Raw genomic sequence first — 21018 nt, 5'->3', positions numbered from 1 at the left:
ATACAGACTCACTCAAATAAGCTCTATCTTCTTTATCCAGACTCTACTGTCGGTATCGGAATTACACCGAATCGGCTGCTTGCGCAGTTCGCGGACTATCACCGCCGGTCGGGATTTTCACCCTGCCCCTGAAGACGAACCTTAAATTATTTTTATTGTAATGTAACTATAACAAGTTTACTATCAAAAAACAAGTAAATAAGTTTATTCTTTCGATTGATTCAACAACGTATTGATTTCTTTCGTATTTAACCGGCGATATTCACCAGGACGCAAACCTTTTAAGGTCAAGTCACCATAGCGCTCCCGCTTTAATTTTTGGACAGGTAAGCCCACCGCTGCCAGCATATTTTTAACTTGATGATTGCGGCCTTCATGGATGGTCAATTCCACAATACTTGTTTCGGCCTTTTTATCGGTTGAGAGAATCTCAAAACGAGCGGGTGCCGTCTTTTTCCCTTCGATCCGAACTCCTTTTGTTAATGGATATAACGTTCTTTTTTCTGCGAAGCCTTTAACTTTTGCTACATAGACCTTATCGATTTGATGTTTTGGATGGGCTAAACGCTGAGAAAAATCGCCGTCATTAGTCAAAAGCAAAATCCCTGAAGTATCATAATCCAAACGACCAACCGGATAAATCCGTTCTGGAACAGCCGCGAAATAATCCGTGACGACCTTGCGCTTTTTATCATCCGCTACTGCCGAGATAACACCACGTGGTTTGTAAAACAAATAATACACGGGCTCTTCTTGATAGATTGGCACACCATCGACTTCAACCAAGTCTTTCTTACCAACCTTAGTCCCTAATTCTTTGACAACTTCTCCATTGACTTTGACTCTTCCGCCGGTTATGTAATCTTCGGCCTTGCGTCTTGACGCGATGCCCGCGTGGGCGATAATTTTTTGTAATCTTTCCATTATTGTCCATCCTCTTCTTTAAAGCGATCATAAAACAAATTAAGCGGTTCTTCATCATCCGCTAAATCTTCTTCCATTTTTTGCACGTCTGGCAAGTCTTCCATGTCCTTCAAGCCAAAATAATCCATAAAATAAGTGCTTGTTCCGTATAATATTGCCCGACCTGGGCCGTCGACCCGACCTTTTTCTTCAATCAATTGACGAGCCACCAGTGTTTGGACAGCTCCACTGGATTGCACCCCTCGCAGCTCGTCAATCTCTGAGCGCGTCACCGGCTGTTTATAGGCGATGATCGAAAGGGTTTCTAGTGCTGCTTGACTCAGCCGGTTAGCTAAAGGTGAGCGGGCAAAATCCTTCAATAACGGTGCAAAAACTTTTTTGGTTGTTAAAACAAAATGATTGCCCACTTCTAATATAGTCAGTGCGGAAGCTTCGTTGCTTTCATAATTCTCCTTCAATTCGCTAACCGTTTGGTAGATTTCCGGTGTCGATTTTTTTAACGTGAAAGCTAATTCTTCCAGCCCGATTCCTTCTTCTCCTACCACAAAAAGCATGGCTTCGATTTGACTCAATTGATTCATAAAATGGCTCCTTTAAATATCAAAATCGGCGCATAGGTTTCCGCTTGTTTCGCTGTGGCTTGGCCTTTTTTCATTAATTCCAACAAAGCCATAAAGGTGGTGATCACTTCGTCCTTAGTGTATTGCACAAAAAAAGACTCCAAGGTCAGCCCTTCATCTTCTGACAGTCTTTCTAAACGGCTGCCGATCTCTGCAACTTTTTGGTCAACAGTGATTGTTTCTGTCGTAACTGTTGTCTCAACCGGTTGATTTCTTTTTTTACGCTGCAGCACATCGTGGAGCGCCAAAAAAAGATCAATCGTATTTAGCTGATTCTGCGGCAATGGTAAAATCTCTTCCTCATAATCCGAAAGATCCATTGGTGCCTTTGTATAAAAGAGACTGCGCTCCTGTTCCTTTTCAGATAAAACAGAGGCCGCGTATTTATATTTACGATATTCTAGCAACTGTTGGACCAATGCTTCACGAGGATCTTCGCCTTCCTCTTCCTCATATTCAAAGTCCAACTCCTGCTTAGGCAATAACATCTGACTCTTGATTGACATCAACGTAGCTGCCATCACTAAATATTCACCCGCTACTTCCAGCTCCAGTGTCTTCATTGTATGGATAAAATTCATATACTGCTCGGTGACATCAGCAATCGGAATATCGTAAATGTCGATCTCCAATTGCTGAATCAAATGCAGCAACAAATCCAGTGGACCTTCAAAGACATCTAATTTTAAACTAATCGATTCCATCGTTTGACCTTACCCGCTCCTGCCATTTCGCTAAAAAAGTACACGTGGCTGGTGTACCAATTATTTTTTGATCGGGAAATAGCTGTTGCAGCTCGTTCATCATTTTAAAGCCGACACCTTCTCCGCGATAAGAGGGGTTTAAGCTGATATCATGCAGCACAATTTCCTGATCTTCCAACTGACTGATCCCAATCACTCCTTGGACATTGTCAGATTGTTCATCGTAATAGCAAAAAAGATTATAACGATCATCTTCTTGATAAGTATCAATCTCTTTTAGTAAATGCTGCTGATCTTTTAAATTGGCATGAAAGCTTAAAAGACCCATCGCGATCTTTCGTTGATTTTTTCGATAATCTGTTAACATCATTTCTCCTCCTTATTCATTTTAAGGAACTTTTCTTTCAAATAGGGTTATTGCTTCTTTTAGGCTCTTGGGAAAAATTCCTTGTAGACTTCTGTCATCCGTCGTTTCGTAATATGCGTATAGATCTGGGTCGTAGAAATGTCCGCGTGTCCCAATAGCTCCTGAACCGTCCGCAGATCCGCCCCATTTTCAAGCAAATGGGTCGCAAAGCTATGACGTAGTGTATGGGGCGTGACATCCTTTGTAATTTCCGCCTTAATTACATATTGCTTGAGGTTTTTCCAAATTCCTTGGCGACTCAAGCCATGTCCATGATTATTGACAAATAGATACGGCTCATTCGGCGTTTTCTTCGTCATTAACGGTCGAACTTCCGCAAGGTAACGTTCCAGCCAATGGATGGCGTAATCACCTAACGGAACGATCCGTTCTTTATCCCCTTTACCGACTGTTTGTAACAGACCCATCTCTAAATGGATATCACCCAGCTTCAGGCTGATTAACTCACTGACCCGCAAACCTGTCGCATACATTACTTCCAAAATGGCGCGGTCGCGAATGCCTAAATCAGTAGTCGTGTCTGGTGCTGCAATTAAACGCTCCACTTCAGCGATGGAAAGCGTCTGAGGCAGCTTTTGAGCCTTTTTAGGACTATCGATATGCTGCATCGGATCATGATCCGTATACCGTTCTTGACGTAGAAACTGATGAAAACGACGCAGGCTGGAGATCATCCGGGTTATCGTCGTTGAAGCTTTCCCCGCTTCGGTTAAACTTCCTAAGAAAGCCACAACAAGATATCGATCAACTGCTTGCCATTCCGTAATCCCTTGTTCAGTCAAGAAGGCCAAATATTGTTTCAGGTCTCGTTGATAACTGGTACGAGTATTTTCGGAAAGTCCTCGTTCGATCGATAAAAAATGCAAGTATTCTGTTATTTGTTCTTCCATTTTTTCACCACTTTCCGCTTTATCATACCAAAAAGTCCCTTGAAATGATAGCACGTATCTTGACAAGGGACTCTACAATTCTATTATAACTGATTCGAATTTTTTCTCGAAACTTTACGCTTCTTTTTTTGCTTGGCAGCTTTGGCAGATCCCATGAAAAGTCAAACGGTGATCCTTCACGATAAAATGAAAGCGTGATTCTACTACCCGTTCCACCTCACCTAGTAAATCCTCTTCGATTTCTTCGATGTTGCCGCATTCCAAACAAAGCAAATGATGATGGAAATGTTCCGCGCCTTCTTTACGCAGATCATAACGCGCCAAGCCATCATCAAAGCTGATTTTATTGACGATGTGCAGCTCTGTCAAAATTTCCAATGTCCGATAGACGGTTGCTAACCCGATCTCAGGACTTTTTCTTTTCACTAAAAAATAAATTTCTTCGGCGGATAAATGATCCTTTTCATTTTCCAATAAAACGAGAACGGTCGCTTCACGCTGAGGGGTTAATTTGAAGCCAGAATCATGAAGTTGCTTTTTGGTTTTTTGTAAAGCTAGAATTGCGTTCACGAGAACCCTCCTCAATCTACTTTATAATAATTATAAATAAAACAATGCATTACTGCTGTTTTTCTTAGAATTATTATAGTTTATCAACCTAATTAATGCAAGACATTCTCAATTAGCTTTTTAAACGAATTTCGCCTTCTGATTGTTCGATCAATTTTTCTTTCAGCAGATGGCCGATTGCCCGCTTGAATTGGCCTTTACTGATGCCGAAAGTTTCCTTGATTTCTTCTGGAGCTGACTTGTCCCAAAAAGGCAACGTATGTGTGGCATTGCGTTGCAGCATAGTCAAGACCATCGCGGCATCGTCATTGATCATTTCGTAACTTCGCGGCTTCAATGACATATTCAGCACACCATCAGGCCGGACACCAATCACCCGAGCCTCGACGACTTCTCCTAAGCGTGGTTCTTGATAACGTTCTGAAGGATGGACAAAGCCCAAGTAGAAATCCTCAGTAATCAAATACGAGCCGGCGACTTTTAAGCGATAGATTGTTCCTTTTTTGTTCTCATTTTGCATCTCGCTGTTTCCAGTTCGACTCATGGAATGGAAAATCGCTTCATCCGCTAAGACACCCCACATCCGATCCTTCTCATCCACTCGCAGACTAATCATCAGACGGTCGCCTTTTTTCGGCCATAATTCTTTCATGGTTGGCATCTCATCTAAAGAAACCACCATGTCCTTATCTGGTAAGCCGATGTTCACAAAGGCACCTAAATCACGACGAACATCCGTCACCTCGCCAAAGGCATAGTGACCGATCCGCACTTTTGGAATCTCCGTCGTAAAGATTGCTTCTTTCTTTTGATTCACATAGCCGAAGCCCTCAATAGATTCACCGATTTCATGTGGCGCCTCATCTGTTTTTGCTAGCCGGAAAGTAACTCCATTCTTTTGCACCAAATACATTGTTTCGTTTTCATCAATAATCAGTCCTGTGAAAACTTGACCTAATAATTCATTCATCTTTTTTCTCCTAACAGCTCGTCTGTTTATTTATTCTTCTACTATTTTACTCTATTTACTTTATGAAGCAATAAAACTGATAAAGGAGCTGGGAAAAAATTACTTTCCTAGCTCCTTTATCTACGAATACTCGTTGTTTTAGAAGTGCGGCTTCAACTATTTGAAGCTGATAACCGCTTCTATCTCAACTTTTTCAAATTAATTTAATTCGGTCCGTTTCCTTTGAACCAGCCAGTTTTACAGTTGATGGTGACTAAATACATTGGTAAGTCCGCATCCGTGTACCCTTTTGTCAAAGATGCCCGATTTGAAGTAGCATATAAGTTGTAATAGCCTTCACCATTTTCAACTTTGACAGGTTCCAAACGATAACCGCCTTCCACAATGTACCCACGAGAAATACAGGTTTGGATAACTTTTTCCTTCACACCAGGAGCCCAAGCGTAAGCATCGCTGCTAGTATCGCCAGCTTGGCTACTACTTGTGTTTTGGTTTTGCGTCGCCTTTTCTTGCTCGGCTTTTTCTTGCGCCGCTTTCTCGGCCGCAGCTTTTTCATCAGCCGCCTTTTTCTCTTTATCTTTTAAGGTTTGATCGACTTTCGCTAACTCATCCTTTTGCGTTTGAACCAATGCTTGATTAGCAACGGCCTTCACCGCGTCATTGGCTGCATTGTATTGATCGCGATTGACTGAATCGATCACATTGCCGTCTTTTAATAAGACATCCGCTTTTTGCTTAGCCGTTTCAATTTTGGCATATTGATCTTTGGCGTTGGCTATAGCTTGATTCATTAACGTATTAAATTGGGTATCACCCGTATTGATGGTCAAGTCGACTGGTTCAGCCGCTTTTAACAATGGCTTATCAGCAAGTTTATCTCCATTGATAGCTGCACTCGTGAATAATTGATCCACCGATTGCTGAGCTTTTTGCTTCGCGACTAACTCATCGTATTCTTTTTTGACTGTATCATAGCGCTTATGACCCTTGTATTGCGCTATCTCGTCAGCTAGTTGATCGGTATTTTCATTGACCTTATCCGCAGCTAAGAAGGTCTGCTGACCATCCGTGTAAAAGCTAGCGAGATCCTGTTCAATCGTGTCGATCGCTTTGTTTTCTTTTTTCACTGTAGCGATCCGTTGAGCTTCGACTTCTTTTTCATGATGATAATAATAACCGCCGCCAATTCCTAAAACCGCCACCGCCGCTAATGTGATATACAGCTTCTTGCGATTTTTTTTAGGTCCTTCTCCCGTCGGCTTGGATGCTTTTGCTGCTGATTCTGTAGCTACGGCTGGTTCAGTTTCATTGATAGACTCAGAGGTAACCGCCGCTTTCTCAGGCTCTTCCGCTTTTTCAACTTTGGTTGCAGCTGCTAACGGTTCAGGAGCAATTGACGCTTCTTCCACGGCCGCTGGCTCGTTTGAATTAAGGTCAGAGTCGGTTGTCACTTCAACTGGTTCAGACAAATTTTCTGCTGGTTCTTCTTTTGACTCTTCATTTTCGTCTGAAGGTTCTTCTTTAAATTCTTCTTTTGGTGCGGCTTCAACTGCTTCAGCTTCAACAGCAGGTACCGTCTCTTGATTTTCTGGTTCGAGTTCAGCGTCAGGCATCTCTGGTGCCGCTTCTTCTATCTTAGGCTCAGTTGACTCTGTTTCGTCTGCCTCCACCGTTTTTTCAGCGGACTCAGTTGGTGTTTCATCTATCGGAGTGCTTTCAGACTTAGGTTCGTCTGTTTTATTTCCAGTTTCTAATAGGCTCTCTTCAGGTTCTTCTTCAATGGCGCCTTCTTTGTGCTCACGAATATAACGTGCCAAAATCGGATTCATTTCAGGCATTTCTTCAGTAGAATTTTTTTTATTCTCCTCTTCCCTCATTTTCTCCTCATTTTCTTTAAACATCTTTTGGACGGATTCAATTGGCATATCGGCAAGCTCAGACCATTCGATGGTATCATTTCTATCTTCAATCTCTTTTTGATCATTTAACTGTAATGAAAAGCCACACTTCGGACAAGTTGCATATCCTTCGACTGGTTCAAATCCACAGTTAGGGCATTTTTGCAATGAAATCGGCTCCTTTTTTAAAACTTATGCCTTAATCTATCATATGTTTAGGGAAGTTCCAAGCAATTTTTGATTGAATTAATCAAAAATAATGAATTCTATTTAAAGCGTGCATGATCCATATTCTAAGTGCTCTTGCTATTTAGAAAGACTATAAAACAGCTAGTTTTTGTTCAAAATCGCTGAAAAATTCTCTCATCATTATTTTCTAGCTTTTGGAATAAAAAAACTCCTTGAGAATTCTCAAGGAGTTCGTCTATCTTATTCTAAAAAGTCTTTCAATTGTTTAGAGCGTGATGGGTGGCGTAATTTCCGTAAGGCTTTGGCTTCGATCTGACGAATCCGTTCACGAGTAACCCCAAAGACTCGACCGACTTCTTCCAATGTACGAGTTCGACCGTCATCTAAACCAAAGCGCAGACGCAAGACATTTTCTTCACGGTCCGTCAATGTATCCAAAACATCTTCTAATTGTTCTTTCAACATTTCAGAAGCCGCATGTTCAGCCGGACTAGTCGCTTCTTGGTCTTCGATGAAATCACCTAGATGTGAATCATCTTCTTCACCGATTGGTGTTTCCAATGACACAGGCTCTTGAGCGATTTTCAAGATTTCACGAACTTTTTCTGTTGGCAGATCCATTTCCGCACCAATTTCTTCCGGTGTCGGTTCCCGACCTAAATCTTGCAGTAATTGACGTTGTACCCGAATCAATTTATTGATGGTTTCAACCATATGGACCGGAATCCGAATCGTCCGCGCTTGGTCAGCGATCGCACGAGTGATGGCTTGACGAATCCACCAAGTCGCGTAAGTTGAGAATTTGAATCCTTTGCGGTAATCAAATTTTTCGACGGCCTTCATTAAGCCCATATTTCCTTCTTGGATCAAATCAAGGAATTGCATTCCACGACCGACATAACGCTTCGCGATACTTACTACTAAACGTAAGTTGGCTTCCGCTAAACGTTGCTTCGCTTCTTGATCTCCTTGTTCGATTAACAAAGCAAGTTCAACTTCTTCTTGCGCTGTTAATAATGACACACGGCCGATTTCTTTTAAGTACATCCGAACCGGATCATTGATCTTCACACCAGTTGGCGCAGAAAGATCTTCTTTTTGAGCGGCTTTTGCCGTTTTTTCATTTTGTTTTAAACTAGCCTTTGAAGGTTCACCATTTTCATCAACGACACTGATCCCAGCATCTTCGACTTTTTGGATTAATGCATCCATCGCTTCAGCGTTCAACGCATAAGGAGTCGCCATACGATTGGTTAGTTCATCATAAACCACCTGTCCCAAAGGTTTCTTTTCCTTGATGAAGGCTGCTAAAGCTTTTTGGTACTCTTTGTTGTTTTTTACATCTGCCATAAAATAAATGCCCCTTTCACTTCTAGGCTTGTTTCAAGCGTTTCGTCAATTCGATAATTTGAACGGTCAACTCTAATTCTCGTTGCTGGTTCCCACTTTTTCTGGCCTCAAGCTGCTCTTTTTGTCGTTGTTTGATTTCTTCAGCAATGCCAGCTTGGGAAATGACCCGCGTCAAGTCATAGATCTCACGTTCGTTGCTATCTTCTGACATGGCTATCATAGAGATGTCGATGGCTAACTGCTTCATCGCATCTTCTTTTAAATAGTTCAAGAAGTCCACCAAAACGAAATTTCCATGAACCATCATATAACTATCTAAGTAAAGAAGCAATTCCTGATAGGAATCGTGGATAAATTGAAACTCTTCCTGCACTAGTTGCTCACGAATCGAACTTTCATTCATACTGCGATACAACAGCATTCGCTCCGCCTTTTCTTCTTTAGTCAACACTCGTTTGACTGGAACAGACGGTACAACTGCGATATTGGTCGGCTGTTGGCGTCGTTCTGAACGAATACTCTGGCGTACCATTTGCAACTGCTGCTTCAAGCTGTCCCGCGTGACATGAAACTCGCTGGATAGCTGTCCCAAATATAGATCCTGCTCCACCGGCGATTGGACCTTGGCCAAATCCTGCATCACCGCTTCTAAATAATTCAAACGGTCCGCTTCATTTTCTAGGTTCAAGTCCTTTTTACGATAATGCATCTTAAATGCAAAAGGTGTTTGACGACCATGCCGCAATAAATTTTGCAGTTCAGTCACACCATATTTTCGTAAATATTCATCCGGATCGAGCTTTTCAGGAACGGTCACGGTAGCAAGCTGCAAGCGACTATGCGCTCCTAAGATGGTCAATGCGCGATCGGTTGCCGCTTGACCGGGATTATCCCCGTCGTAGGCAATCACGACTTGACCAGTGATCCGCTCGATAGCGGCAATTTGTTGCTCCGTCAAGCTCGTTCCCATTGACGCCAGCCCAATTTTGATATCTGCTTGCCAAGCGGCTAAAACATCCATGAAGCCTTCGAATAAAATCGCTTCACCTTGCTTGCGGATCTCGTTGCGAGCCTTGTCAAAATTAAATAGAACTTGGCGTTTATTAAATAATTCAGTCTCTGGTGAATTCAGGTACTTTGGCTGATCTTCCCCTGAAAATTCCGCTGTTTTTAACCAACGGCCGGAAAAGCCGATCACTTTTCCTCTAAAATCATTCAGTGGAAACATTACTCGCTGATAAAAACGATCACTAAAACTGCCGTCATCACGTCGAATAAATAACCCGCTGCGTTCCATCAAATCCGCTGACACTTTATCTTGCTGAGCAATTTGAACGAGAAAATCACGCTGGTTCGGAGCAAAGCCGATCTTGAATTCGCGGATCAAGTCGTCGCTTAACCCCCGTTCATGAAGATAAACCAAGGCCTCTTCGCCGACTTTTGTATTCATCAATAAATGATGATACAAATCTCTCGTGCGCTCGTGCAATGCGATCAATTGCTGCTGTCCGCTAGACGTTTGCGTCACGGGTTCTGAGGAAATCTCGATAGCTAAAGGAATTTGTTCCAACTCAGCAACTTTCTTTACCGCTTCAGGAAAACTGATCCCTTCCAGTTCTTGTAAAAAGGTGTACACATTACCACCTTTGCCACAACCGAAGCAATGAAAAATCTGTTTATCTTCGGCGACTGAAAATGACGGGGTTTTCTCTTCGTGAAACGGACAAAGACCTAAATAATTCTTCCCAGATTTTTTTAATTGGACATATTGACCAATCACCTCAACGATATTCGTCTTTTCACGAACCTCGTCGATCACCTGTTGGGGAATTCTTTGCGCCAAAACCTCACCCCAATTCCCAAAAAATATGATAACAGCCGTAAAAAAACGCCCTAATTCTTTCTTCAATCAGCGCGATTTTTTTAGACGAACTTATACAGTTATCATTTTAGCATATTTCTTTATTATTACAAGCTTTCCGCTCATACTTTTATCCCTTTTGAAGCCGTTGAAAAAGCGTTAAAAATTGCTTGTTCATTTGGACCATTTCGGCATAAAACATATTGCCGCCATTTTGGTAAAGATAGCCGCCATTATACATGACCGATTGGACTTGCATATAGCGATACATTTGTTGCTGATTATTACCATATCCCGGGGATAAGACATCACGGGAATATTTTTCCGCCAGTTCCACCGTATTTTTACCGCCGCGTTCTTTAACGTATTGAATATAATTTGTGCCATAATTATAGGCCTGAATCGCCGTGTTTAAGTCGCAGCCCGCCGCTTTGGCTTGTTGATAGCTTTCCGAAAAATGTTTCACGCCACTTTCAATGCTTTCTTGTTGACTACTGATTTTTCCACGAGTGCCATACGCACTTTCCGAACTTTGCATCAGATCGGTTCCTTTGCCTTTGGACTCCGTATACATGATCCCTAAAATAACATCTGTGTAAGTCCCTACCCCCGCCTGGTCCGCTAATTCTTGAACCTCCGGGCGATAGCTATTGACGACTTTTGTCTGTTTATATGTTCGTACTGCAAAGCTCCCGCCAATTACAAGGATGACGAAAACTGCTAGTATTACGATTATTTTTAATGTTTTCCCGATTAATCTCAACATAAAATCTGCCCAACCATCTCTTTTTTTCTTTCTTCATACTACAAGAACACCTTGAAACTTTGAAAGAGAAAACTGTCAGTTTTATATTAAATTAATCATTCTAAAGTTTTCATTTTTTTCTTTTGATTATATTAATGGGAAATCTCCGGAAAAATCGGTATACTTATTATCGGTAGGTGATCTTGTGAGAAACGAAAAGAAAACGGCACAAATGAGTGACGGATCGGAAATATACTATGAAAAATACGGGCAAGGACCAGCGCTATTCTTACTCCATGGCAACGGCGGCAGCGGAAAATATTTTTCGAGACAATTAAACAGCTTTAGCAAACATTTTAATGTTTTCGTTGTAGACAGCCGTGGACACGGGCGGTCTACGAATACACAAAAAGAAACGAGCTTCCAAGTCATGGCGGAGGATTTGGCTACGATTATGGACCAAGAAAAGGTCCAGCAAGCCGATTTGCTAGGTTTTAGTGACGGGGCAAACTTAGCAATGGTTTTCGCTCGAATGTATCCCGAAAAGGTCGATCACTTAATTTTAAATGCCGGTAATACCGTCCCAAGCGGCGTGCGAGTGCTCCCCCATATATTAAGTTACATCCAATATGCAATTGTTTGGATCGGCGCCTTTATTGATACCGGCATGCGGAACTTCTTGCCGATCTTGCGCTTACTTTTCCATGATATCGGTTTGACGACGGAAGATTTGAATCAGATTAAAGCACCGACACTGGTTATCGTAGGCAAGCATGACTCGATCAAAACCCAGCATTCCATGTATATCGCTCGATCCATCCCAGGGGCAAGCTTTGCGATCGTTTCTGGTCAGGGGCATATGTTTGCACGGCGCAATCCTAAACGATTCAATCAAGAAGTCTTACAATTTCTTTTAGACAATGAAGGAGTGATTTAATGGGTAAGTTCATCAATTGGTTTAAAGTTCATTTAAATAAGCTTAAAATGATTTTTTTAATTTCAGTTATCGTGATCGTTATTTTCGAACTTTCAAACGTGGCAAAGACGATTTCTATTGATCAACTTTCGACGATTTTCAGTCGAATCAGCGTTGGCAATATTTTATTAATGGCACTCATTGGCCTTATTTCAATTATTCCTATGATCGGCTACGACTTTACCTTGAATCAAATTTTAGAGCAAAAGCCTAAAAAGCTTTTTGTCTTTGAAACAAGTTGGCTGATCAACACCTTGAATAATATCGTTGGTTTCGGCGGTTTCGTCAGCGCTGGATTGCGGTCAGAATTTTACGGCAAAAAGACCTCAGGAAAAAAAGTGCTGCAGGCTTTATCAAAAATTCTTGTATTCACCATGTCCGGCTTGTCGATCTACGCGTTGATTTCATTTTTCTTAGTTATTTTTGATGACCACAATCAATTTCTGCGACAATATTGGATCTGGTTGATCGGCGGTGGGTTGTATTTCCCTATCGTCTTTTGTCTGAGTCTTTTTGGCAAAGGTGAATACTTAGGCGACCTGAAAAGCTCTCACCGTTTACAACTAATCGCAACTTCCTTTCTTGAGTGGACGGGGGTCCTTGTCAGTTTTATCGCTACTGGCTTATTGATGGGTATCCACGTAAACATTCGTGATACAGTTCCTTTATTTATCGCCGCGACTGTGATTGGGATTGTTTCAATGATCCCGGGGGAATTAGGTAGTTTTGATCTCATGATGATCATCGGCTTATCTGCTCTCGGTACGCCGCGTGAGACCGTCGTTGCTTGGTTACTGCTGTTCCGACTTTTTTACTATCTAGTGCCTTTTGCGATTGGACTAGTGTTCTTCTTCAAAAATTTGGGTTCTACCATCAATATGCGATACAGCGGCATCCCAATCAGTTTATTAAAGGAATTGGTTCATAAATTAGAAACGTTTTTCTTATATTTTACTGGGATCATGTTAGTTTTATCTGCAACAATTCCTGAAGCCTTTATCAAAATGCCCTTTTTGGAACATCTGAATCCGATTCGCTCACGAGTGATCGTCGTTTTTCCAGCGATTCTGTTAGGTTTCTTATTGATTGTTTCAGGTCGCGGGGTCGCAGCTCGAGTACGCCGTGTATACGTGCCATCAATCATCGTCGTCGCCCTGACTTTCTCGTATTCATTATTAGCCGGATTTCGACTTTCCACTGGCTTCTTTTTAGCTTTGCTACTGATTTTTGTTATTTTCTCTAAAAACGAATTGTTCCGCGAACAGTTGGTCTATTCAGCGGAATGGTTGACGATCGATGGCTTGATCATGGGGGGCTTAGCAATTCTCTACATCATCATTGGTGTCTACAACAGCCCCAATATCCATCATCGTCATCATCTGCCGGAATTTTTTCTATTCCCTAGCGAACAGATTTGGATCGTGGGCTTCGTCGCTATCTTGATCGTGTCCTTTATTATTTTATTGTTTGTTCGCTTCTTGAAAAATAAACGGGTTCAAATCGGTGAACCTTTAGATGAGGCTCGGGTTCAACATATTTTGACGAATCACGGGGGCAATCCTGACAGCCAGCTAGTCTTTCTTAAAGACAAGAAAGTGTTTTATTACAACGACGGTGAAGAAGATACGGTCTTCTTCCAACTCTCAACCTTTAATAATAAAATCTTAGTCATGGGTGATCCATCAGGCAAAAATAGTGATTTCGAAGCAGCCACTGAAGCACTGATCAATGAAGTCGATCGCTATAATTACTTGCCGGTCTTTTACGAAAACAGCGAAGAAATGGTGATGATTCTGCACGAATTTGGCTATGACTTCATTAAATTCGGCGAACGTGCCCATGTCTACCTACCGACTTTCACCACCAGCGGGAAAAAGATGAAAGGCCAGCGTGCCAGTGTCAACAAAGCCTTAAAAGAAGGCTATCAATTCGATGTAATCAAGCCACCTTTCTCAGCAGCAACGATGCAAAACTTACAAGCTGTTTCCGATAAATGGTTAAACGGCCGCAAAGAAAAAGGCTTCTCCTTGGGCTTCTTCACCGAAGACTATTTACAGCGAGCACCAATCGCCGTCATTAAAAATAGTGATTCGGAGATCGTCGCTTTCGCCAACTTCATGCCGACGTACACCGATAAATTAGGAACGATTGATCTGATGCGGCATGATCCGGATAAAGCGCCTAGCGGGACGATGGATTTCCTATTTATCAACTTATTCCAATATATGCGGGATGAGGAAGGTTTGGAATATTTCGATTTAGGTATGGCTCCATTGGCCAATGTCGGTACACAACGAAAAAGTTTCACCCAAGAACGGATTGCTTATCTCGTTTATAACTTTGGCTCCCGTTTTTACTCTTTCGGCGGTTTGAAGGAATACAAAGACAAATACGCCAATGAGTGGCTGCCGGAATATGTCCTTTATTCTCGTGACAGCTGGATTGGTTACGTCATGATCGCTCTTCTAATCACCGACAATGCGCCGATCCAAGAAGAAAAAAAATACAGCGGCATTCGTCGATTCCTGTTTAAGGATTAGCAGCTTCTTTTCAGAAGCTGCTTTTTTGATTGTTCTCTTGGAAACAAAAAAAGACCATAGCAACCCACTGCCATAATCTCATTGTCCATGAATATTTTACTTTCAAAATCGCTCCTGCGCCGCCGATCATTCTTCTCTTAATCGTTTGTTCAAGTCCACTAAATCAAAGTCTTTCCAGCTTTCATGTCCTTTTGAATCTTCCGCTGGCGTGGTACCCTTCGCCTTTAAACAAACCGCAAAGGTAACCGGCTCCAATTCTGCTTGATTTATCTTTTCCACTAAAATCTGGTGTTCCCACTCACAGCTAAAATCATAGAGGTAGTCGATTTTCACGCCTTCGCGAAAATCTTCATCAATCAAACGTTCTGCTTCAGAAAACTCGGCGACTCCAGACTCTTTAGGCCCAATCGACTCCTTGCGATCGACAAAGAAACTATGAAGATGGCAATCTTCCCAACTAAAAACCACTTGTAAGATTCGATGCAACCGGCCATAGGAAATACCGGCCGGAATCTTCAATCGGCGCCAAATCGGCGGCTTGTAGCCTTTCAAATCGACACGAACCACGTAGCTTTTAAGCCTCGTTTGTTTATTGCTTTTAGGAAATTGCAAAATATTGTCAGGATAAACCTTCTTCGTCGGCTTATCTAGCTCATAATCCGTTACATTGTAAGGATCTTCAATCTCAAAATTTCCTTCACGCCATTCATCCATAATAGCAAGTTTGGTCTTTGACCAAAAATTAGGATTGCTCATTCGTGTCAAAAATGTTCGCTTGTTGAGATAGATAAAAAACTGCAGCTCCTTACAATCTTCTTGACTAATAATATTTTCATGATACAGGGCATTATAAAGATCCAATAAAATCTGGTAAGCATAAAAACTCTCATCAATGTAGAGCGGCATATGCTTCGGCAGATGATGAATCAGCGCATCTTCAACAATTTGTTTGTCTAATAATTTCTCAGACAATTTGCCTTTATCTACAAAACTCAAATAAAATTCCACTGTGCGAATAAGTCCATCCGGTTCGGCCAGCCCACCAGCAATAAAATAATGCAGCATGTCTCTCGTCATTCGATCAAATAACTTGTCTAGCTTGTCCATGCGAACCCTCCTTCGACACTTATTCTCTTCTTATTAATAGTAAAAGAAAAAAGCGGTTCAATCAACACTGAATTGATTGAACCGCTAAGATTATTTTTTTCCGCCAAAGGCATCCTTCATTTTTCCGAAGAAACCTTCTTCTCTTTGTTCACTAACCGTTTGACCGCCAGCTTCCGCAAAGGCTCGCAGCGCTTCACGTTGCTTGTCGTTCAAGTTTTTCGGTGTAATGATTCTTACCGTGACTTGTTGGTCACCGTTGGTATTGCCTCGTAATCTTGGCGCACCTTTACCACGCAATCTGAACTTCGCACCCGTTTGTGTTCCAGCAGGGACTTTCAATTTCACATCACCATGAACGGTCGGAATATTGATTTCATCCCCTAAAGCTGCTTGCACAAAGCTTAACGGTAAGGTGTAATAAATCTCTGCGCCATCACGATCGAAGAGATCGCTCTCTTTAACCTTGAAGACCACATAAAGATCACCATAAGGTCCGCCGTTGATGCCCGCTTCCCCTTGATCTGCTAAACGCATTTGTTGGCCATCTTCGACCCCAGCCGGTACTTTGACCTTGACTGTGTGCGGACGTTTCTCATGACCTGTTCCATGACAAGTTGGACAAGGGTCCTTGATTTCTTTCCCTGTTCCATGACAAACATCACAGGTTTGACGGCTCATCACACGGCCAAGCGGCGTTTGATGTTCCACATTGATTGTTCCAGCGCCATGACATTTATGACAGACTTCTGGTTCAGTCCCTGGTTTTGCGCCGTTTCCGTGACAAGTGTGGCAAGTTTCTTCGCGATTGTATTTGATATCCTTCTCAACACCGAAGATTGCTTCTTCAAATTCCAAGTTAATGGAATATTGTAGGTCAGAACCTTGTCTTGGAGCTTTTGGATCGGCTTGACGAGAACCACCGCCGCCAAAGAAAGATTCAAAAATATCTTCAAACCCAAAGCCGCCTGCTCCACCAAAACCACCAGCACCGCCAAAGCCACCTGCTCCGCCAGCACCAAAGTTTGGATCAGTTCCCGCATGACCGTATTGATCATAAGCTGCCCGTTTTTGGGCATCACTTAAGATTTCATAGGCTTCAGAGATTTCTTTAAACTTTTCTTCTGCGTCAGGTTCTTTATTGATATCCGGATGGTATTGCTTGGAAAGCTTGCGGTAAGCCTTTTTTATTTCATCATCCGAAGCGCCTTTTTGTACTCCAAGGACTTCGTAATAATCTCGTTTTGTAGCCATTGGCTTCCCTCCATAATTTCATAGAATCGTTAGTATTGTATCACACAAAAAATCGATACGATACTCTTCTTAGATTTTTTCTAAGATGTTCAACTTACTGAATAAACATTTACTGCAATATTCGAGAAGTCGTCCTGGATGTCCGGCTTAACGAACTAGCTTTTTCGGCAATAAGCGAAAATTTTGCTAAATGTGAGAAGCCATTTCTCAAAATTTTAGTCTTATTGCTCAGCTAACTCCTAATTAGGTAATCATTTTTCCAAAAACACGAAAAATGAATCTGATTGTCATTACGCATACCTTTTTTCTAATCTCGCTAAAGCGAGAAGAAAAACTGGCAAAAAGCTGAACGAGTTTGCTAAGCTTTTATAAATTTGAAAGAAAAAAGGCCAAAGTGATGACTTTGGCCTTTAGCAACGAATCAATTATTTGTCGTCATCGTTAACTTCTTCAAAATCAGCATCTACGACATCATCCGCGCCGCCTTGCGCTGCGTTTGGATCAGCATCTGCTTGTTGTTGAGCCGCTTGTTCGTAAAGTTTAACCGTTAAGTTTTGAACGATTTCGTTTAACGCGTCACGTTTTTCTTTCATTTGTTCGATATCGTTGGCTTCGACTGCTGCTTTCAATTCATCGCGAGCATCTTCTGCTTTTTTGACTTCATCAGCGTCTACTTTGCCTTCTAATTCTTTCAATGTTTTATCAACAGAGAATAGTAAAGCATCCACGTCATTACGTAAGTCTACTTCTTCTTTACGTGCTTTATCCGCTTCAGAGTTTGCTTCAGCGTCTTTCACCATGCGATCGATTTCGTCGTCTGATAAACCAGATGAAGATTTGATCGTGATTTTTTGTTCTTTTTGTGTTCCCAAATCTTTTGCAGATACATTTACGATCCCGTTTTTATCGATATCAAATGATACTTCGATTTGAGGGATGCCACGAGGTGCCGCTGGAATATCAGTTAATTGGAAGCGACCTAATGTTTTGTTATCCGCAGCCATTGGACGTTCCCCTTGCAAGACATGGATGTCTACTGCAGGTTGGTTGTCAGCAGCAGTTGAGAATACTTGTGATTTGCTTGTTGGGATCGTCGTGTTGCGGTCGATCAATTTAGTGAACACGCCACCCATCGTTTCGATCCCTAATGATAATGGTGTTACGTCTAGTAAGACAACGTCCTTCACATCACCAGTGATCACGCCACCTTGGATCGCTGCACCCATCGCTACTACTTCGTCAGGGTTAACAGATTTGTTTGGTTCTTTATTTGTTTCTTTGCGGACTGCTTCAACAACTGCAGGGATACGAGTTGAACCACCGACTAAAATAACTTCGTCAATATCAGATTGTGATAAGCCAGCATCTTTCAACGCTTGACGAACAGGGTTCTTCGTACGCTCTACTAAGTCAGCTGTGATTTCATCGAATTTCGCACGAGATAAAGTTGTTTCTAAGTGCAATGGACCAGCATCGCCAGCTGTGATAAACGGTAAGCTGATTTGTGTTGAGCTGACACCTGATAAATCTTTTTTCGCTTTTTCAGCAGCGTCTTTCAAACGTTGCATCGCCATTTTATCTTTAGAAAGATCAATGCCATTCGCTTGTTTAAAATCTGCAACTAAGAAATCGATGATCTTGTTATCAAAGTCATCCCCACCTAGACTGTTGTCACCAGCAGTAGATAATACGTCGAATACGCCGTCACCTAATTCAAGGATTGACACGTCGAAGGTACCACCACCAAGGTCAAATACTAAGATTTTTTCGTCTTTGTCTGTTTTGTCTAAACCATAAGCTAATGCTGCGGCAGTTGGTTCGTTGACGATCCGTTCAACTTCTAAGCCAGCGATTTTACCAGCGTCTTTGGTTGCTTGACGTTGTGAGTCATTGAAGTAAGCAGGAACAGTGATGACTGCTTTTTCTACTTTTTCGCCTAGATAATCTTCCGCGAAGCCTTTGATGTATTGTAAAACCATCGCTGAGATTTCTTGTGGTGTGTAAGATTTGCCTTCAACATCTACCTTGTAGCCAGCTTCGCCCATGTGGCGTTTGATTGAAGAAATCGTGTTAGGATTGGTTACTGCTTGACGCTTTGCAACTTCTCCGACTTGGATTTCACCATTTTTAAATGAAACGACAGATGGCGTTGTACGATTTCCTTCTGGGTTTGTAATGATTTTAGCTTCTCCGCCTTCTAAGACAGCGACTGCTGAGTTTGTTGTTCCTAAGTCAATACCAATAATTTTACTCATAGTTGAAAATCTCCTTTTTCTTTTATTAATTTTAGATTGATTTATTATTGAGCTACAACGACCATTGCGGGACGCAATACGCGGTCATGTAGTTGATAGCCTTTTTGCAAGACAGTGACAATCGTGTCCGCCTTGTGATCGTCATCTACAGGAACGGTTTGAACCGCTTGATGTAGATTAGGATCAAAGGCTTCACCTTCTGCCTTGATTTCTGTGATACCTTCTTCTTTCAATGCAACAGACAAACTTTCAAGTACCATCTCAACCCCTTTTTTCAGGCTGGCTCCTTGATCGTCAGTCACTTCAGTTGCTAAAGCTCTTTCTAAATTATCGATCGCCGGCAACAGCTTCTTGCCTAAGTCTTGTGAACGGTAACGAACAAGCTGTTCACGTTCATTTTTGTTGCGATTCGACATGTTCGCGATCTCAGCGCGAGCTCGCAAGAACTTATCTTCCATCTCGTTAAATTTCTCAGTCAACGCTTCAACTTCCGAAAGTTCCGGGATGTCGATTTCTTCTGCTTCAGTTGGATCAGTTTCAGTCGTTTCAACCTCTTCTAATTCTTCTTCCGCTTCGTGTTTTTTTTCTTTTGCCACCACGCGTACTTCCTTTCTTTTTAGAAATCCTATTAATGATACAAATCCAACGAACGATAATAATCATTCAATGCATTTGTTAACTCATAACGAAAAACTTCCAATAAACCAAAGACCTTTGAATAAGGCATCGATGTCGGCCCTAACAATGCGATCGTTCCACGGCCATGTCCGCGAATTTCATAATTCGCCTGGATCATACTTAAATGATCAAACAAATCGTTGCCGAGTTCAGCACCGATCCGCACATGGATGTTATTGTCTGACGGCAATAAAAGCTGCGTCAACTCATCGGAATTCTGCATTAAAGAGTACATTGATTTTACTTGGTTTAAGTCTTGTTCTGGATTAAAATTCAAAATATTCATCCGGCCACTCACAAAGACCTTGTCTTCAAACGCATCGTTCAAAATCACGTCAAACAAATGACTGATACCTTCGGTAGTTTGAAAATAGCGATGCAAGATCATAGGAATCTCTGTTCTTAATTTCTGATAGACGCTCACTAAAGGCTGTCCGACTAAACGATCATTAATGATCTGGACCATCTTCTCTAAATCTTGACTCGCGACATTTTCCGGAATGCGAAACACTTGGCTTTCCACATTGCCTTTATCCGTCACGATGATCGCTAAAATCTGCCGATCATTCAACGGCACGATCCGAAAGCCGGTTAACGTCCGATCTTTCATTTCTGGACCGAGAGAAAATGCTGTATAGCTGGTCACTTGAGAAAGCATTTTAGCAGATTGTTGAATGATATCATCAATCTCGTGAATATCTTTTTTTAGCGAACTGCGAATCTGATCTACTTCTTGATTGCTCACCTTCGCTGGCGTTAGTAAATGATCCACATAATAACGATACCCAGAAATCGAAGGAATTCGTCCAGATGAAGAATGAGTCTTCTCCAACAGACCTAGCTCTTCTAAGGCTTTCATATCATTGCGGATAGTCGCGGAACTTGCTTTCACGCCTTCTTCCATTAACCTTTTTGATCCAACCGGCTGACCCGTGTTGGTAAAGTCTTGGATGATCAAGCTGAGAATCAGTTTTTGTCTTTCTGTTAACATTCTTCTCATCCTTTAGTTAGCACTCTTTCTTTTTAAGTGCTAACTCGATTATTAATATACCACATCTGTTAA

General features: G+C 41.8%; 18 protein-coding genes and 1 riboswitch. Of the genes, 2 read left to right on the top strand and 16 right to left on the bottom strand.

The window, feature by feature from the left end:
- Positions 1-21: 21 nt before the first annotated feature.
- A riboswitch (FMN riboswitch) is annotated at positions 22-140 on the bottom strand.
- 64 nt (positions 141-204) lie between these two features.
- The 11 genes from IGI54_RS04755 to IGI54_RS04705 form a co-directional block, all read right to left on the bottom strand.
- A complete protein-coding gene (locus IGI54_RS04755) occupies positions 205-924 on the bottom strand; it encodes a pseudouridine synthase (protein WP_430621300.1) in 720 nt (239 codons plus the stop codon).
- Positions 924-1505, bottom strand: coding sequence for an SMC-Scp complex subunit ScpB (scpB, locus tag IGI54_RS04750; protein WP_430621299.1), 582 nt, complete (start codon positions 1503-1505; stop codon positions 924-926). Before scpB ends, IGI54_RS04755 begins: the two co-directional genes overlap by 1 nt.
- Positions 1502-2248, bottom strand: coding sequence for a segregation/condensation protein A (locus IGI54_RS04745; protein WP_430621298.1), 747 nt, complete (start codon positions 2246-2248; stop codon positions 1502-1504). Before IGI54_RS04745 ends, scpB begins: the two co-directional genes overlap by 4 nt.
- Positions 2235-2615: a GNAT family N-acetyltransferase gene (locus IGI54_RS04740; RefSeq protein WP_071861171.1), complete on the bottom strand. Its 381-nt coding sequence runs from the start codon at positions 2613-2615 to the stop codon at positions 2235-2237. Before IGI54_RS04740 ends, IGI54_RS04745 begins: the two co-directional genes overlap by 14 nt.
- Before the next feature lie 59 nt (positions 2616-2674).
- Positions 2675-3565, bottom strand: a complete 891-nt coding sequence (xerD, locus tag IGI54_RS04735) for a site-specific tyrosine recombinase XerD (protein ID WP_071861170.1) — start codon at positions 3563-3565, stop codon at positions 2675-2677.
- A gap of 114 nt (positions 3566-3679) precedes the next feature.
- Complete coding sequence (locus tag IGI54_RS04730) at positions 3680-4135, bottom strand: Fur family transcriptional regulator (protein WP_216428804.1); 456 nt, start codon at positions 4133-4135, stop codon at positions 3680-3682.
- A 112-nt stretch (positions 4136-4247) separates the two neighbouring features.
- Entirely contained in the window at positions 4248-5105 is an 858-nt protein-coding gene (locus IGI54_RS04725) for a CvfB family protein (protein WP_430621297.1), read from the bottom strand.
- A 203-nt stretch (positions 5106-5308) separates the two neighbouring features.
- A complete protein-coding gene (locus tag IGI54_RS04720) occupies positions 5309-7171 on the bottom strand; it encodes a cell division site-positioning protein MapZ family protein (RefSeq protein WP_430621296.1) in 1863 nt (620 codons plus the stop codon).
- A 261-nt stretch (positions 7172-7432) separates the two neighbouring features.
- Complete coding sequence (rpoD, locus tag IGI54_RS04715; protein ID WP_071861166.1) at positions 7433-8542, bottom strand: RNA polymerase sigma factor RpoD; 1110 nt, start codon at positions 8540-8542, stop codon at positions 7433-7435.
- A 22-nt stretch (positions 8543-8564) separates the two neighbouring features.
- Complete coding sequence (gene dnaG, locus IGI54_RS04710) at positions 8565-10385, bottom strand: DNA primase (protein WP_430621295.1); 1821 nt, start codon at positions 10383-10385, stop codon at positions 8565-8567.
- A gap of 148 nt (positions 10386-10533) precedes the next feature.
- The gene (locus IGI54_RS04705; RefSeq protein WP_430621294.1) at positions 10534-11169 is read right to left on the bottom strand and encodes a lysozyme family protein; all 636 of its coding nucleotides are present in this window, start codon (positions 11167-11169) and stop codon (positions 10534-10536) included.
- A 184-nt stretch (positions 11170-11353) separates the two neighbouring features.
- Here IGI54_RS04705 and IGI54_RS04700 point away from each other — a divergent pair, with 184 nt between their 5' ends.
- Both IGI54_RS04700 and mprF read left to right on the top strand, forming a co-directional pair.
- Entirely contained in the window at positions 11354-12085 is a 732-nt protein-coding gene (locus IGI54_RS04700) for an alpha/beta fold hydrolase (protein WP_430621293.1), read from the top strand.
- A complete protein-coding gene (gene mprF / locus IGI54_RS04695; RefSeq protein WP_313630215.1) occupies positions 12085-14664 on the top strand; it encodes a bifunctional lysylphosphatidylglycerol flippase/synthetase MprF in 2580 nt (859 codons plus the stop codon). The genes IGI54_RS04700 and mprF overlap by 1 nt, the downstream gene beginning before the upstream one ends.
- Positions 14665-14790: 126 nt before the next feature.
- Here the strand turns inward: mprF and IGI54_RS04690 are convergent, their stop codons facing one another.
- From IGI54_RS04690 to hrcA, 5 genes are all read right to left on the bottom strand, one after another.
- Positions 14791-15771, bottom strand: a complete 981-nt coding sequence (locus IGI54_RS04690; RefSeq protein WP_430621292.1) for a plasmid pRiA4b ORF-3 family protein — start codon at positions 15769-15771, stop codon at positions 14791-14793.
- Positions 15772-15861: 90 nt separating this feature from the next.
- A complete protein-coding gene (dnaJ, locus tag IGI54_RS04685; protein WP_137613704.1) occupies positions 15862-17022 on the bottom strand; it encodes a molecular chaperone DnaJ in 1161 nt (386 codons plus the stop codon).
- Positions 17023-17447: 425 nt separating this feature from the next.
- Positions 17448-19277 (bottom strand): molecular chaperone DnaK, encoded by a 1830-nt coding sequence (dnaK, locus tag IGI54_RS04680; protein WP_071861160.1) that lies wholly within the window; start codon positions 19275-19277, stop codon positions 17448-17450.
- Positions 19278-19321: 44 nt separating this feature from the next.
- Positions 19322-19873 (bottom strand): nucleotide exchange factor GrpE, encoded by a 552-nt coding sequence (gene grpE / locus IGI54_RS04675; protein WP_430621291.1) that lies wholly within the window; start codon positions 19871-19873, stop codon positions 19322-19324.
- A 32-nt stretch (positions 19874-19905) separates the two neighbouring features.
- Complete coding sequence (gene hrcA, locus IGI54_RS04670; RefSeq protein WP_071861158.1) at positions 19906-20946, bottom strand: heat-inducible transcriptional repressor HrcA; 1041 nt, start codon at positions 20944-20946, stop codon at positions 19906-19908.
- Positions 20947-21018: the final 72 nt, after the last annotated feature.

Origin of the sequence: Enterococcus sp. DIV0800 (assembly GCF_050559735.1) — a bacterium.
In the GTDB taxonomy this organism is placed as follows: domain Bacteria; phylum Bacillota; class Bacilli; order Lactobacillales; family Enterococcaceae; genus Enterococcus_A; species Enterococcus_A devriesei.
This window is presented reverse-complemented; position numbering and strand designations above follow the sequence as displayed.

What these genes read in the sequence shown, in the direction of transcription:
- IGI54_RS04755 (WP_430621300.1), bottom strand. Translation starts at nt 924, where the DNA reads ATGGAAAGATTACAAAAAATTATCGCCCACGCGGGCATCGCGTCAAGA.
- scpB (WP_430621299.1), bottom strand. Translation starts at nt 1,505, where the DNA reads ATGAATCAATTGAGTCAAATCGAAGCCATGCTTTTTGTGGTAGGAGAA.
- IGI54_RS04745 (WP_430621298.1), bottom strand. Translation starts at nt 2,248, where the DNA reads ATGGAATCGATTAGTTTAAAATTAGATGTCTTTGAAGGTCCACTGGAT.
- IGI54_RS04740 (WP_071861171.1), bottom strand. Translation starts at nt 2,615, where the DNA reads ATGTTAACAGATTATCGAAAAAATCAACGAAAGATCGCGATGGGTCTT.
- xerD (WP_071861170.1), bottom strand. Translation starts at nt 3,565, where the DNA reads ATGGAAGAACAAATAACAGAATACTTGCATTTTTTATCGATCGAACGA.
- IGI54_RS04725 (WP_430621297.1), bottom strand. Translation starts at nt 5,105, where the DNA reads ATGAATGAATTATTAGGTCAAGTTTTCACAGGACTGATTATTGATGAA.
- rpoD (WP_071861166.1), bottom strand. Translation starts at nt 8,542, where the DNA reads ATGGCAGATGTAAAAAACAACAAAGAGTACCAAAAAGCTTTAGCAGCC.
- IGI54_RS04705 (WP_430621294.1), bottom strand. Translation starts at nt 11,169, where the DNA reads ATGTTGAGATTAATCGGGAAAACATTAAAAATAATCGTAATACTAGCA.
- mprF (WP_313630215.1), top strand. Translation starts at nt 12,085, where the DNA reads ATGGGTAAGTTCATCAATTGGTTTAAAGTTCATTTAAATAAGCTTAAA.
- IGI54_RS04690 (WP_430621292.1), bottom strand. Translation starts at nt 15,771, where the DNA reads ATGGACAAGCTAGACAAGTTATTTGATCGAATGACGAGAGACATGCTG.
- dnaJ (WP_137613704.1), bottom strand. Translation starts at nt 17,022, where the DNA reads ATGGCTACAAAACGAGATTATTACGAAGTCCTTGGAGTACAAAAAGGC.
- dnaK (WP_071861160.1), bottom strand. Translation starts at nt 19,277, where the DNA reads ATGAGTAAAATTATTGGTATTGACTTAGGAACAACAAACTCAGCAGTC.
- hrcA (WP_071861158.1), bottom strand. Translation starts at nt 20,946, where the DNA reads ATGTTAACAGAAAGACAAAAACTGATTCTCAGCTTGATCATCCAAGAC.